General features: G+C 37.5%; 15 protein-coding genes. 5 read left to right on the top strand and 10 right to left on the bottom strand.

What is annotated here, in order from left to right; all coding sequences use genetic code 11:
* The first annotated feature begins 53 nt into the window (after nt 1-53).
* The 3 genes from SOP96_RS11685 (at nt 54) to SOP96_RS11695 (ending at nt 2166) form a co-directional block, all read left to right on the top strand.
* A complete protein-coding gene (locus SOP96_RS11685; RefSeq protein ID WP_326321113.1) occupies nt 54-656 on the top strand; it encodes a hypothetical protein in 603 nt (200 codons plus the stop codon).
* A 129-nt stretch (nt 657-785) separates the two neighbouring features.
* Nucleotides 786-1382, top strand: coding sequence for a YciE/YciF ferroxidase family protein (locus SOP96_RS11690; RefSeq protein WP_326321114.1), 597 nt, complete (start codon nt 786-788; stop codon nt 1380-1382).
* Between the two features lie 193 nt (nt 1383-1575).
* Nucleotides 1576-2166, top strand: coding sequence for a Crp/Fnr family transcriptional regulator (locus tag SOP96_RS11695; RefSeq protein WP_326321115.1), 591 nt, complete (start codon nt 1576-1578; stop codon nt 2164-2166).
* Nucleotides 2167-2251: 85 nt separating this feature from the next.
* On the opposite strand, the gene SOP96_RS11700 is transcribed toward SOP96_RS11695, so the two are convergent.
* The 3 genes from SOP96_RS11700 to SOP96_RS11710 all read right to left on the bottom strand — a co-directional run bounded on the left by SOP96_RS11700 (nt 2252) and on the right by SOP96_RS11710 (nt 4207).
* Nucleotides 2252-2713: an Lrp/AsnC family transcriptional regulator gene (locus SOP96_RS11700; RefSeq protein WP_326321116.1), complete on the bottom strand. Its 462-nt coding sequence runs from the start codon at nt 2711-2713 to the stop codon at nt 2252-2254.
* Between the two features lie 327 nt (nt 2714-3040).
* Nucleotides 3041-3244 carry a hypothetical protein gene (locus SOP96_RS11705; protein ID WP_326321117.1) on the bottom strand — a complete coding sequence of 68 codons (204 nt, stop codon included), beginning with the start codon at nt 3242-3244 and terminating at the stop codon, nt 3041-3043.
* 3 nt (nt 3245-3247) lie between these two features.
* On the bottom strand, nt 3248-4207 hold the full coding sequence (locus tag SOP96_RS11710) for a cytochrome-c peroxidase (protein WP_326321118.1): 960 nt from the start codon (nt 4205-4207) through the stop codon (nt 3248-3250).
* A 222-nt stretch (nt 4208-4429) separates the two neighbouring features.
* On the opposite strand from SOP96_RS11710, the gene SOP96_RS11715 reads away from it, so the two are divergent.
* Nucleotides 4430-6607, top strand: a complete 2178-nt coding sequence (locus SOP96_RS11715) for an outer membrane beta-barrel family protein (protein ID WP_326321119.1) — start codon at nt 4430-4432, stop codon at nt 6605-6607.
* A 181-nt stretch (nt 6608-6788) separates the two neighbouring features.
* A complete protein-coding gene (locus SOP96_RS11720) occupies nt 6789-7061 on the top strand; it encodes a hypothetical protein (protein WP_326321120.1) in 273 nt (90 codons plus the stop codon).
* 65 nt (nt 7062-7126) lie between these two features.
* Here SOP96_RS11720 and SOP96_RS11725 read toward each other — a convergent pair whose 3' ends face one another.
* The 7 genes from SOP96_RS11725 to SOP96_RS11755 form a co-directional block, all read right to left on the bottom strand.
* The gene (locus SOP96_RS11725; RefSeq protein WP_072882970.1) at nt 7127-7489 is read right to left on the bottom strand and encodes a response regulator; all 363 of its coding nucleotides are present in this window, start codon (nt 7487-7489) and stop codon (nt 7127-7129) included.
* A 39-nt stretch (nt 7490-7528) separates the two neighbouring features.
* Nucleotides 7529-8107, bottom strand: a complete 579-nt coding sequence (locus tag SOP96_RS11730; protein WP_326321121.1) for a chemotaxis protein CheB — start codon at nt 8105-8107, stop codon at nt 7529-7531.
* Entirely contained in the window at nt 8107-8937 is an 831-nt protein-coding gene (locus SOP96_RS11735; RefSeq protein WP_326321122.1) for a CheR family methyltransferase, read from the bottom strand. The genes SOP96_RS11730 and SOP96_RS11735 overlap by 1 nt, the downstream gene beginning before the upstream one ends.
* The gene (locus SOP96_RS11740; protein ID WP_326321123.1) at nt 8938-9303 is read right to left on the bottom strand and encodes a response regulator; all 366 of its coding nucleotides are present in this window, start codon (nt 9301-9303) and stop codon (nt 8938-8940) included.
* A 15-nt stretch (nt 9304-9318) separates the two neighbouring features.
* Complete coding sequence (locus SOP96_RS11745; protein ID WP_326321124.1) at nt 9319-12930, bottom strand: response regulator; 3612 nt, start codon at nt 12928-12930, stop codon at nt 9319-9321.
* Between the two features lie 6 nt (nt 12931-12936).
* Nucleotides 12937-14412: a hybrid sensor histidine kinase/response regulator gene (locus tag SOP96_RS11750; protein WP_326321125.1), complete on the bottom strand. Its 1476-nt coding sequence runs from the start codon at nt 14410-14412 to the stop codon at nt 12937-12939.
* 565 nt (nt 14413-14977) lie between these two features.
* On the bottom strand, nt 14978-15178 hold the full coding sequence (locus SOP96_RS11755) for a hypothetical protein (RefSeq protein WP_326321126.1): 201 nt from the start codon (nt 15176-15178) through the stop codon (nt 14978-14980).
* Nucleotides 15179-15264: the final 86 nt, after the last annotated feature.

Genomic DNA, 15264 nt, shown 5'->3' on the forward strand with positions numbered 1-15264 from the left:
TTAGTTTCAAAACAGAGAAGCTATCTTTGCTTAACACCAGTAAACATAATTGTATGAAAGCAAAACATATTCCGGGAGTCCCCATGCAGAAAAGCGGGGGATTTCATGATACCGAAAGTACCAGGCAATATAAAGATATTGAAATTGATGCCCAATTTGAAATTCTCAAAAAACGTTTTTTTTCTATTAATGAATGGAAAGACTATTGCGGAAATGCCTCTTCAGAATTTAACCATTTTAATGAATCCGGCGAGCGTGTTGCGAGAGTTCCTCAAAGAGGAGATTTCATAAGAATCGGCATTCCCGGTCCGGGCACGGAAGAAGCCGGAGGCTACGACTGGGTGGAAATTATTAATATTGCCCATCGGCAAATCGATAATTATGAGTCTTACCTTATTTCGTGCAGGCCTGCAAAAGACCCTTCGAAACCAAAAGGGCATATTGCTCATTTCTACAGCCGTTCGGCGACATCAAATATGATGATTGCCAAAGAAGGAAATATTCTGAAGGCAGGTGTATACGGCAGAAATGAAAAGCCAAATTTTAATGCCCGGTTTATCGATAAAATAAGAAATTTTATGATCGCTGCAGGCGGAATGATGGGTATGGGTAAGATCCAGTGGAAAATGCTTACGGAAGGGCTTCTTGATTTTTAATCTCCTTGTATTTTCTATCGATAACCTTATCTAACTCATCTTTAGATACCACATATAAACATTTTATGCAAAGATGGTCTTATAGTTGCAGATTCATCACCAATCAATAATCACTAAATATAATTTATTATGGAAACTAAAACACCAGCTAAAAAGACTGCGTCTAAAGCTACAGCGGCAAAAACTGCAACTTCAAAATCATCATCTAAATCAGCAGCGAAAACTCCGGCTAAAAAAAGTGCAGCGAAAGAGCTGAAAGATCTTTTTGAAGATTCTTTAAAAGATATTTATTGGGCAGAGAAAGCATTGGTAAAGGCATTACCTACAATGATGAAAAACGCTACGGATGAAAAACTGAAAATATCCATTGAAAACCATCTTGCTGAAACAGAGAATCAGGTGCAAAGACTTGAGGAATGTTTTAAAGCGTTAGGTAAAAAAGCACAGGCTAAAAAATGCGATGCGATGCAGGGGCTTCTTGATGAGGCAAAAAGCATCATCGAAGAAACTGAACCGGGAACTGTAAGAGATGCCGGAATTATTGCCGCAGCACAAAAAGTGGAGCATTATGAAATTGCAACATACGGAACACTTGCCGCATTTGCCAAGGTTTTAAATGAAGAAGATTGTCTTAAATATCTTCTTGAAACTTTGGATGAAGAAAAAAAATGTGATGAACTGTTAACTAAAGTAGCCGACACCAACCTTAACAGCAAAGCGATGTAAACGCAAATTTTAACCATATTAAGAAGGAGGTCTTTTAAAAGGCCTCTTTTTTTATGTTATCATCCGAAAACATTATAAAAATCGTCTAAATGTGGTATTTTTTTTATCAATAATGCTACCACATGGTTTGTTATTTGATTTTATCTAAATACAATTCAACTAAAATTCATTGTTGAACGATAAAATTTAATATATGATAATTAGTGAAGATTTATTACTTGGATACGGTGCATTTTACGAAAAGTACGAAACCGGTGAAACGATATTTTATGAAGGAAATGTACCTAAATTTTATTTTCAGATTGCCAGTGGTATTGTAGAATTGAATAATTACCATGAAGATGGAAAAGAATTTACTCAGAATATTCTTACAAAAGGCCAAAGCCTGGGAGAATCTTTTTTGTTTGATGACAAGCTTTATCCCACCAATGCAACCGCCAGAACCACATGCAAAATCCTAAAGCTTCCTAAAAACGATTTTATTAGCCTGCTGAATAAAAATCCTGAAGTTTCCTCAAAAATGTTTCAATGCCTTGCAGATATTCTTTACAATAAATATATTATGCTTTTCAATATTTCATCTTCGGATCCGATATCCAAAATCAAAACGGTAATGGATTCTCTTAAAGGCAGTAATACACATCAATATTCATATGAAATTCCGCTCACGAGACAGCAGCTTGCGAATCTTACAGGTCTCCGTGTAGAAACTGTTATAAGAACCATCAAGAAAATGCACCACAATAATATTGTGAAAATAGAAAACAGGAAAATTTATTATTAGTCCTTATTTCAGATAGTTAGTTTTTATGATTCAATTAAAGAGGTTTCGGTTTACCGGAGTCTCTTTAATAGTTTAAATTCAATTGTTAAATAGTCAATCCATGGGTATTTTTTACCTGAGCCATCACAAAAGTACTGTGAGTGCTGCCGATGGAAGGAACTGCTCCAAGTATATTGAAAACAAAGTTCTGGTATTGCTTCATATCTTTTACATATACTTTCAGGAGAAAATCAAAATCACCGGAAATGCTGTAACATTCTGCCACTTCTTCGATTTCCAGAATTTCACGTTCAAATTCTATCGCAAGATAACTGTCGTTGCTTTTTAATTTCAGCTGGCAGTAAACGGTAAAGCCGAGATTAAGTTTTTCCGCATCCAGAATAGCGGCATATTTTTTTATATAACCCTCCTGCTCCAGCCTTTTCACTCTTTCAAAAACCGGTGAAGGTGAAAGGTTTACTTCTTTTGCGAGTTCTTTTACCGTCAGTTTTGAATCATTTTGAAGCAATCTTAGCAGCTGTAAATCCTTGTCGTCGAGATTTCCCATAGAATAATATTCTTTATATATTGAGACAGCGTCAAATATAAAGAATTATATTCTTTATTATGTAAAATAAAAAGGATTTTTTGCTTAATAAATTATGAATACAGATGATATTATTCTTTTTATTTATTTTTACTGAAGACAAAACGCATTAGCATATTTTGCTGAATAGTTTCAATAAAAAGTAAAGGGAATATTTTATGTGAGAGACGCTCCTTTTTTGGAGTGCTCTCTTTTTTAGAAAGAAACAAAATATATATAGTTAAAAATTACAATTAGTAAATTAATCTTAGGGGAGGCAGTTTTACATTATTTGTACAACTGCTTTTTTTATTTTGGTAGTTCCGGGATTGTTACTTTTTCCGGTTTGGAAGATAACGTTCTGAGGAAAGCTTCAAGCTGCATGATTTCTTTATCGGATAATTCCAGCATTCTTACCATCCCGGATTTTTCTGATTTCAATAAAATACCTTCGTGTACAGTTTCACGCTTTTGGGCATGTTCGGGATTTCCTTTGCTGTAAAATTCTATCACTTCCTATAATGTACTCATCGATCCATTATGGAAATATGGCGCCGTCCGGGAAACTTCCCTAAGTCCCGGAACCCGGAATCTTCCGGCATCCTCCCCTTTTTTTGTGACAAGGTATCTTCCCAGATCTTCTCCTTTTTCTCCTAATAATGAGGTGCCGATATTTTCAAATGTATTGTTGGAAAAATATCCCGAATTATGACAATTCATACACTGTGCTTTCGTTCTGAAAAGATGAAGCCCCATTAATTCGTCATCTGTATAAATATCTGCTTTCCCGTCAATAAACTGATCAAATTTGCTGGACGAACTTTTAACCGTTCTTTCGAAAGTTGCAATTGCTTTTGAAATACGTTCTTTAGTAACTTTTTTATCGCCAAATGCTTTTTCAAACAAAACCTGATAGCCTTTTACGGATGCAATTTTGCCGGCTGCCAGATCCATGTGGCCGCTCATTTCCCGCAGATCTTCAATCGGTTTTTGAGATTGCTCTTCCAGGGAACTGACACGCCCGTCCCAAAACGGGTTTTTAGCATATGCTGTATTGATGATGCTCATGGCATTGCGTATTCCAACCTGTCGATCGTGGCCGAAAGAAAACGTTCTGTTGTCACACCATCCCAATTCCGGATCGTGGCAGGATGCACAGGCAATCTGCTCCGATTTTGAAAGGCGCGGATCAAAAAACAATGTTTTTCCCAGCAGCTGTTTTTCGGGAGAATATGGATTTTCGGGAGGAAAAGACACTTCGGGTAAATGTCCGATTTCAGAGAAAGTAGCAACAGATTCCGGATCAAGAATGGGTTTGGGCCATTTGGAAGGATCACCGGAAGAATACAAACTTCTCAGATTATCCATAAATGCAGACTGTTCCCTGATTTCCTTCTTAACGGAACTACTCAGGCAATTGTTTAAAGCTGATATGAGAAGAAATAAAACGAGAATCCAGCTGATCGCATTCTTCATGACCATTTTAATTTCAGCAAAAATAAGATTTTTTAATGATGCAGTTGATACGTTCTAATGTTGAAAGCAACTATATAAAACAAAGATTTAATTTTACTTTTACAAATTACAGGTTAATCGCAGTCATTTAACCAAAAAGATTTGAAAGATTTAAGAATAATTAATTCTGATGATGTAACAATAACCCACAATAAGGTGTCTTATAACTAAAACTTAGTTTAAATGAAAACCATTTTAACACCGATCGCCTTATTGGCAGGGATATTCACTTTTGCACAAACCGAAAAGGACAGTATAAAAACCAAAGAAAAAGAAATTGAAGGGGTAACGCTAACAGCGAAGAAGCCTACAGTAGAATCTAAAGTAGACCGTACTGTTTTTAATGTTTCCAACAGTTCGATCCTTGCAGGAAATACTACCTGGGATATTCTGAGAATGACACCGCTGGTAAGCATTGACAATAACGATGCGATAAAGGCGGAGGGAGAATCTGTAACCGTATACATCAATGACAGGAAATCCGTATTCACCGGAAAGGAGCTGAAGGAGTACCTAAAAACCATTCCGGCAGATAATCTTATGAAAATTGAAGTGATTACAAGCCCTTCCTCCCGTTACGAAGCCACCGGAACTGTTATTAATATTGTCCTGAAAAAAAGGGATGATGAAGGATTGAAAGGAAGCATAACGCTCAATAACAGGCAGAATACAAAAAATTCACAGTACACTAATTTTAACCTGAATTATCATAAGAAAAAGTTTACGCAGACCCTTATAGGAAGCTATAGCGACAACACCTATGTTCAGAGAAATTCGAGTTTTTATACGTGGTATGAAGATAATTCTACCAACCAGATCGACAGCTATATTATCGGCAGAAGCAAAAGCCCTTCGGTTTCTTCAACGTCTGAATTTGAAATCGACAATAAAAATACCGTAGGTGTTATCCTGGAATATTATCAGAGCAACTCTGCTTCTAATTCTGAGGCCGACAGAAAAGATTTTATTAACTCCGTTTTCGACAGCTCTTATGAGCAAAACCAGAATTCAACGGGACTCAACCGTAATTTAGGAACCAATATTTTTTATAAATGGTACGATAAAGAAAAAAATAAAATTCTGGATGTAAACTTTGGAACCAATTATTACGGGCAATCTGAGGACAGCTATTTTATTAATAACATCTTTTCTGCTGCAGACGGATCTTCCACGAGGGATTTGGGCGTTATCACGGATACGGAAAACAGAAATTATTATGCAAAAATTGATTATACACAACCCATCGGAAAAGAAGGTGCCAATTTTGAAGTGGGCGGTAAATTAACCTTCAACAATAATGTCATCCCCAATAACCTGTATGGGAATATGCTGGGCGGACTCAGTGCCAAAGATGTCTTTCATTATGAAGACCAGCTTACTTCATTGTACGCCAATTACAGCAGGACTTTCTTCAAAAAGCTGGAAACCAGAATCGGGCTTCGTTATGAATACATTGATTATAAAATTCATCAGGATATAGGCGGTGCTTACCGAAAAGACGGCTATGGCAGTTTTCTTCCCAATATTTTGCTGAAATATACCTTCTCAGACAAATATGATTTAAGCTTAACCTACAACAGAAATATCTGGAGGCCGTGGTATGCAGAATTTAATCCGTTTTTAACCCCGAATACCGACGGAATTTACAGCCGCGGAAATGTTGAGCTGAACCCCAACCCGAGCGACAGGCTTTATATGAAGCTCGGAATCCTGAAAAAGTATTTTATCTCTGCAAGGTATATGTATACCGATCAGGATTACTGGACAGATTATGTTAAAGAAGATATTTTGGTAGACGGACAAACAGAAACAATCAATATTACCCAACAATCAAATTTTGTAGGTAAGGTTCATAAATATTATATCTTTGCCAATACCAACCAAACGTTTTTTAAGAATAAATTTACCGTGAATCTTGGGCTCGGATGGTACTATATCGACAATAGTGATTTCAATGCTAAAAACGGGATAAGAAGCAATGCCTACATCAGTTACCTCACTGCTTCCACTAATTTTTCCTATACCAATCTTTTTAATAAAAATATCAACCTGAGCGCGTGGGTAGAGGTTTCTAACCAAAACAACGGAAATTCTACCACCAACAGGGCGAACGTATTCCATAATATTTCTGCGACAAAAATATTCCCTAAAACCCAGATGGAGGTCAGCATTCAGCTGATGAATATTTTCCAGAGACCGAATTATGATGCCACAACCTACAACCAGCAGGGGTTTGTAAGAAGCTCTTCAAAATGGGACTGGTACGGTGCTTCCCTATCTTTTGTGAAACGTTTCGGGAACCAGAAAGTGAAAGAAAATACCAAAACCGATGTTGAGAAAAACGGCGGCGGCGGTAAATAAAAGATACCATCCTTATTTTAGTGCGGGTGATGAAGCTGTATTGCTCGTCGTCCGCTTTTTTAGCATAAGATAATTATCATAAAAAAATGCTAAATGTCTCATTTTGATTAATTATGGCACGGATATTTTATAGATATTAAAAAAAATACTTAAGATGACACCAAGCTCAGAAATAAGAAGGATGATTAGAAAATATTTAACGATATCAGTTAAATCACAATTCGATCTTGATATAAATCTTGAAAAAGAATATGCCTTAACGGAAAATTTAGTTTCAAAAAAAACAATTATTGCTCCTACTTTCACCAAAAAAATATTATCAAGGCCCGGACTAAAATTGTTTCTTACGTCGCTGATTACCGAAATCAATAATGAAAAATGCAGTCTGGAATACATTCTGGAAAAGATGAAATCTCTGCGAGGAAATGACTCCCAACAAATGCAGATCATTTAAAATAACATCCCGGTACTGGACCGGGATTATTTATGTGTAAATAGCGTAAATTTTTTGTCATTTCTTTACTGTAAAAAATTGGCGACCTTTTCTTCGAGATCTTCAAGATTGAATGGCTTTGCAACATAATCATCTGCCTGCGCCTGTTTGGCGAGCGCCACGATATCGTTGTTTGCCGTTACATAAATGACCGGAATGTGTTTAAATTCCTCATGATTTTTCAGAAGTCTTGTAGCTTCCACTCCGCCGATTTTCGGAATCCAGTTATCCATAAGAATAACATCCGGCTTATATTGCGCCACTCTTTCCAGAATGTCGTGCGAAGTTTCGGAAATTTCCACCTGATAACCATTTTCTTCAAAAATGATGCTGATCACCTCAAGTATTGTGGTGTCGTCATCAAAAATCAGGATTTTCTTTTTGTTCATATTCTTACGTTAGTTGTTAGGGATTACTCTTTATTTTAATTATAATTGATTGATATATTCGGATAGATTTTCGGGTTGTATAATCTTGTCGTGTTGTACAGCTTCTATTGCATGTCTCGGCATATAATCTACCTCTGCGGTTTCCGGGTCCTGAATCCAAACTTTTCCCCCGTTTTTTTTAATGTATGACAGTCCTTCCACTCCATCGGCATTGGCTCCCGATAAAAGGACACCGATAAGATTTTCGCCGTATATTTCAGCAGCGGATTTAAAGGTTACATCAATAGACGGACGGGAATAATTCATTTTTTCCGAACTGTCCAGCGACATTGTTTTTTTATCCTCAAAAAGCACATGATAATCTGCAGGAGTAATGTAAATTTTATTATTTTCAATCTCTGTTTTATCATCAATTTCCACGACTTCCACAGGAGACAGCTGCTGAAGCAATGCCTGAAGAATATTGGTAGAATGTGCCTTGCGGTGCAGCACCAGCAAAACGGGCACTGTTATCTGTTCATTCAGCTTTTTAATCATTTCAAGAATAACCTTGAGGCTTCCTGCGGAACCTCCTATAATTACCAATTCTGTCTTTATATTTTCGTTATTCAGTATCATTAATTATGATCTAATTTTTTCCAGATCCTCTGATCATCTACCTGATGGTAATTTTCATCTAATTTAGAAAATCTTAGGGTTTCTTTCGCACCTAAAGCCAAAAAACCTAAATTTTCCAAACTATTATCAAATAAACGGAAAACCCTTTCCTGCAAGCCACGGTCAAAATAGATCAGTACGTTTCTGCAGACAATCAATTGAAAACTGTTGAAAGAGCTGTCAGAAACGAGATTGTGGGTAGACAGGATCAGTTTTTCCTGTAAGCTTTTATCAAATTTTACACTGTCGTAATTCGCAGTATAATAATCTGAAAAATCTTTCTTTCCTCCTGATAAAATATAATTTTCCGAATACAATTTCATTTGCTGCAATGGGAAAACTCCTGATCTTGCTGTTTCCAGCACCGAAGGGTTCAGATCTGTCCCGTAAATGAGCGATTTGTGGTAGAGATTGGCTTCCTTTAAAAGAATAGCGATGGAATAGGCTTCTTCTCCCGTAGAGCAACCCGCTACCCAAATTCTTATCAGCGGATACGTTCCAAGCTGCGGCAATATTTTTTCTCTTAATGCTTTAAAAAATAACGGATCGCGGAACATTTCCGTAACGTTTACGGTAATTTCCTCTATGAAACGCTTCAGGTATTCCGGATCATTCAAAATGGTGTAGCGCAGTTCGGCAAAGCTGGTAAAACGGTCTATTAAGCAGATCCGGTTTACCCTGCGTTTAAAAGACGCCCTGCTGTATTCTGAAAAATCGTAGCCATACATATCATAAACATCTTTAATCAAGTATTCTACCTCTTCATCTTTTATGATACTGGGTTCGAGCATTTACGGTAATTTTTCAATGGCTTGTATTAACTGATCCACATCAATTGGTTTTGATATATAATTGTTGGCTCCTGCATCCAGGCATTTCTGTCGATCTTCCGGCATTGCCTGTGCGGTAACGGCAATCACCGGTATTTTACTGGTTGAAGGGGTGCTCCTGATGATTCTGGTAGCTTCATAGCCATCCATTTCCGGCATCATCATATCCATAAGGACAGCATCAAACTGGTTGTCTCTTTGAAGAATTTCAATCGCTTCCTGAGCCATTGTGCAGCTTTCTATCTGATATCCCCGGGATTTCAGGGTCAGTTTCAGGGCAAATATATTCCGCGGATCATCGTCCACAATTAAAACTTTTTTATTCATCAGAATTTTAGCTGTTTACATTTCATATAACCAAACTCTAAGCAAGGATAATAGCTGATCGATATCCACCGGTTTCGAGATATAATCTGAAGCTCCGGCCGTGATGCATTTTTCGCGTTCGCCGATCATTGATTTTGCGGTAATGGCAATAATCGGAAGCCTGGTATACATCGGCATTTTCCTGATCTGTTTTATCGATTCGTAGCCATCCATTTCCGGCATCATCATATCCATGAGAATAACGTCTACATCGGGATGTTCTTTTATCTGCTGCAAGGCGTGTTTTCCGTCCATTGCTACCACTACTTCCACTTTGTATTTTTCAAGTGCTTTTGTTAATGAGAAAATATTTCTTACGTCATCATCAGTAATCAGTATTTTTTTACCGCTTAATACTTCGGTTAAAGATCCCAGCGTTTTATTTCTAACCGTTTCAACAGAGTTATTTTTTTCTTCTACCAGATGCAGGAACAATCCTACTTCATCCAGGATTCTCTGGTAAGAATGTGCTGTTTTGACAACGATAGAATCTGCATATTGCTTAATTTTCAGTTCTTCTGACTTAGACAAATTCCGTTCCGTAAATATGATGATCGGTAAGTTTTCCAGTCCTTCATAACTCTTGATGGATTCAATAATCTGGTATTCATCTCCTTTCGAAGATCCGATATCTAAAATTACACAATCTACATGATCAGTGGTAAGTGCTTTCACACTGTCTTCTACATTGGTCTGCACGGATAACGAGATGTTGAAATTACTTAAAAAATAGGAAAGTGCACTTGCATGTTTGGCATTTTCTTCCACAATAAGCACTTTCTGCGGAGACTGGCTGAGTACTTGTTCAATTTTTCTGAAGACTTCGGTCATCTGATCCAGAGCTACCGGCTTGTTGATGAAATCAATAGCTCCTTTCATCAGACTTTCTTTTTTTACATGCAATACAGACATCATGTGTACCGGAATGTGTTTTGTTTCAGGATTGGATTTCAGTTCATCCATCACCTGCCATCCGTCTTTTACAGGCAGCTGAACATCAAGTAGAATTGCATGCGGACGATATTTTAAGGCTGCAGAAATGCCGTGATCACCTCTTACCGCTACCACAGCTTTGTAGTTCTGCATTCGGGCATATTTAAGAAGCGCTTTGGCGAAATTGGTATCATCTTCAATAATGAGAATTACTTTATCTCCATCCTGAATACTTTCCCTGTCATCTGCAACATCTTCAGGAATTTCGAGAGAATTAATGGTATTATAATACTCTTCTTCACCGTCATCCAGAATATTTTTTATTTCTACCACATCTTCACGGATAATTTCTACCAGGTCTTGGTCGGTCTCAATATGTTCGATTTCTGTAACTGCTTTTACAGGAATACTCAGACAGAATTCACTTCCTTCATTTACTTTGCTTTCCAGGGTAAGCTCTCCTCCTAAAAGTCTTGCAATTTCCCTGCTGATGGACAGTCCGAGACCAGTTCCGCCGAATTTTCTTCTGGTAGACCCGTCTGCCTGCTGGAAGGCTTCAAAGATAATTTTCTGCTTGTCTTCTGCAATACCGATTCCGGTATCTTTTACAGAAAATATGATAAAATCTTTCTTCTTTTCGTCTTTTTTAATATGCAAATTAATGCTTCCTTCCGTAGTAAATTTCAGGGCGTTTGACAATAAGTTTCTTAACACCTGATCTACTCTTAAACGATCTGTTTCAATTGTCTTATTCAGCTCATTGTCAATCTTTACATTAAACTGAAGTTTTTTCTCCTGAAATACCGGATTAAAGAGATTTTTTAAGTCTTTAACAATCTCATTGATTTCCACATCCTGATATTCCAATGTCATCTTTCCGGATTCTATTTTGGCAAGATCAAGAATTTCGTCAATTAATGTCAGAAGGCTGCTTCCGGAGCTTTGGATTACTTTTGCCGATTCAATCTGATCTTCATTAAGGTTTTCTTCCGGATTTTCCGCCATCAGACGGGATAAAAGAAGGATTGAATTAAGCGGAGTCCTCAATTCATGGGACATATTCGCCAGGAACTCGGATTTGTATTTCGTGCTTAAAGCCAGCTCTTCCACTTTCTTCTGGATCTCACTATTGCGTTCTGCAATGAGATGATTTTTTTCTTCCAGTAATCTTGATCTCTCTTCCAATTCTGCATTGGCCTGCATCAGCTCTTCCTGCTGCACTTTCAGTTCTTCTTCAGAAGCCTGGAGTTTTTGGGTCTGTGCTTCCAGCTCGGTATTCAGGTTTTCCAATTCGGAATGCTGTACCTGAAGCTCTTCAGACTGCGCCTGTGTTTCTTCCAGAAGCTGCTGTTCTTTTTCACGGCTTTTGGCAGCATTCAGCGCAACCCCGATATTTCTTGTACATTCAATGAAATAATCAATCCTGCTTTCATCAAAATTATGGGTTGATCCCAATTCCAATACACCGATAACATTGCCGTCTGCAAAAACCGGGAGCAATAATATTCCATAAATTTTTATGGTGCTGCTGGCAAAGGTCACTACAAAATCATCTTCGTGGAGATTATTATAAACCTGTGTTTTCTCACTGATAAATGTTTGCCCCACCATTCCTTCACCGGGTTCAAAAGTCCTTTTCATGTTATTTTCCAGGCCGAAAGCTGCTTTCAGTTTCAGCATTCCTTCATCATAAAGATAAACGGATCCGTTGATGCATTTTCCATATTCGATGATCTGCTTTAGGGCATTATCGGAAACTTCCTGTACCGATTTGTTCCCCATAAGAGATTCGTTAAGCAAAGCAAGACCTTTCTGGCGCCAGTCGCTGGCATTGATTTTATCAAAAGAATTTTTCAGTGATTCGGTCATGTGGTTCAGCGATTCTGCAAGATCACCAAGATCGTCCTGGGAATTATCTGTTGCACGTTGGCTGTAATCTCCGTTGGCAACCCTGTTGGCAATTTCACGGATGGCACTTACCCTTTTGCTGATCTCAATATCTTTGGACTGAAGCGCTTTTTCCAGCTTGTCTCTCCGGATAAGGTCTGCTCTTAGTTTCAGGTAAAAGAATGTCGTTACCACAATTGCGGCAATGGCAGAAAGTATAATAAATAAAACGGTAGTGTTAGACGATCTGGTAAGGTCTTTATTTTTGATACCGAGCTGTGTTTCTTCGTACTGTACAAATTCCTGCACAATTTTCCGGCATCTGTCCATGTACGATTTACTCATAAGGATCTGCTGCTGGCTCATAACGATACCCTTTTTTCTGTTGTCTACAAAATACTTCAGGTTTGAAATATTGGTATTAACATTTCTTTCAAGCTCGTTTATCAGTTTTACCTGGTTTTCATCGGTAATATCAAGGTTTTTTGCTCTTTCTATGGCTTTAGGAAATTCTATGAGGCTTCGATTGAAGGGTTCAAGCAGGTTTTCCCTGCCTGTAAGCTGATATCCCCGGCTTCCGGTTTCGGCATCCAGCAGGGAAATAAGGACATCTTTAACGGCAGTGATGGATCTTCGGCTTTTTGAAAGGCTTTCGCGGTTGTCCATCTGTTTCTGTATGCTTATATAAGATGCAACGGAACTTGCTATAAGGATTAATAGTGAGAGGCCAACTCCAAACTGAAGATTTCTTATAATTTTTTTCGGCATTGAAAATTAATTTAATGGTAATGTGAAATAAAACGTAGAGCCTTCGTCTACTTTACTGGAAACCCCAATACTTCCGTGATGCTGTTTTATGATTTCGGAGCAGATGAACAACCCGATCCCCATTCCCTGAAACTGGAGGGACGATTCTTCAACACGGTAAAATTTACGGAAAACAGCTTCCTGCTTAAAATCCGGTATCCCGATTCCGAAATCGGTAACATTTACCTTTACTTCCTGCTCTTCTTCATCAACAAAAGTGGTAACGATTACCTGATTGTTTTTGGGAGAATATTTAATAGCGTTTGTTAAAAAATTGATTAAAACCTGCTCAATGCGAATTTCATCAAGCGGAATAAGAATGTCCGGCCGTACACCGTCGCGTTTTATTTTTACCCGATTTTCATCATGGGTCTGAATAATGGTATCGATGGCGTTGCTGATCACATTTTCCAGATTGGTCGGTTTTTTATTGATTTTAAGTTTGCCGTTTTCTATTTTGGAAACATCAAGCAGGTCGGTAATGAGGGTATTGAGTTTTTCGATCTGGTCCTGAACTTTAGTGACAAAACCGGCCTCGGCACTTTCTTTATCAAGCTTCAGTTTCCTTTCCAGAAGCTGAACGTATGCTTTGATACTCGTTAAAGGAGTTTTGAGTTCGTGGCTCGCAATACTCAGGAATTCATCCTTTTCCTTTTCTACTTTTTTCTGATCGTCGATATCGGTAAAAGTCCCTACCCAGTTCTTAATTGTATTTCCATCATAAACCGGAGTTACACGAAGGAGGTGATAGCGGTATTTTTCCGACTGTGCTTTTTTAATCCTTACTTCGAGTTCTAAGGCTGTTCCTTTTTTTCGGCAACGAATCAGTTCTTCTTTGATGCTGAAATCATCAGGATGTGTTACGGGAAATTGTTTTTCAGATGTGGAGTATTCGTACCATTTGCCGTTCACAAAATCTATGATTCCTTCTTCGTTGAGTGTAAAAGCAATCTGCGGAAGCGACTCCAGCATCAGGTGAAAATGATCAATCTGCGACTTCATCGTAACCTGTGATTCCCTTCTGCCTTTTACTTCAAGCTCCAGGCTCTGTTGCGTCTTTTTCAAAGCGAGATTCTGTTCCTGAAGGCTGTAGAACGTTTTTACTTTCAGCAGAAGAATTTCGGGGTCTACGGGTTTTGTAACATAGTCTTTTCCTCCGGAGGCATATCCTTTTGTAATAAATTTTTTTTCGGTATTGACTGCAGAAAGGAAGATAATGGGGACTTCTTTGGTCTTGCTGTAACCTGCGAGTGTTTCGGCAACTTCAAAGCCATCCATATCGGGCATCTGTACATCTAAAATAATCAATGCATAATCATTCTTCAGTGCCTTTCCCAACGCTACTTCGCCGGAGTCAGCCGTATCCACCTGAAAATCCTTTGATTCAAGCAATTTTTTCAGGGAATAAAGGTTGCTCTGGTTATCATCAACAATTAAGATCATAGAAATTAAATCAATAATTAATTATATTTAGTTTAACATCAAAAATACTCACAATATTCGGAAAACGCTAATGTTTTCACGATTATCCACCTGATACCACATTATGAATATTTGCAACATTAAAAAAAATCGTAAAAGACGCAGCAATATTTATTCCACTGAATCAATATTTTAGAAATATTTTTAATTAAAAATTAAACAGACTTAGAAATTTTTCCCTGAAAAGTGTAATTCACGGCACAGTGTTTGAATAATGACTCGCAACACTTTTTCACTTAAATATATACTTTCAAATTGTAAACCCCTGGAAAAACAGGGGTTTATTGTTTTAAAGCTGATATTACAATTGTTTAACCATAAATATTTATGTATGATAAATTAATTTTAATCTTTTAAAAATTTTCTCATTAAAATCAAACATACCGCAGCCGTATAAGATATGGATTTTAAAATTTTAGCATAGATGGGTTCGGGCTGCTATTACCAATTGGTATGCCTCAGCCTGGAAGAGAATTGTCATCATTTTGCTGTTTTTGAGGAGTCATATCAAAATTTTAAAATTGATTTACTCATTATCTGTCGGTACATTATTAAGATTATCCTGATTCTGGATTGTGTCTGAACGCTGTTCGAGGGTATTAATCGTATCAGATTCACGGTTGTTTACCGTTTCTCTTTTGTTTTCCTGATCGGTATACTGTGTTTCTGATTTTGTACAGCTTGTAATAAGTGCGAAAATAAACGTTGTTAAAATTAGCTTTTTCATATCTTAAATTTTGGTGTTCTCAAACTTATTGATTAATCGATAAGTTTTTTATGATGGTAATCACAATCTGATAATGGATATTTACT

The sequence above is a fragment of the Chryseobacterium salviniae genome (assembly GCF_035819015.1).
Lineage (GTDB): Bacteria > Bacteroidota > Bacteroidia > Flavobacteriales > Weeksellaceae > Chryseobacterium > Chryseobacterium salviniae.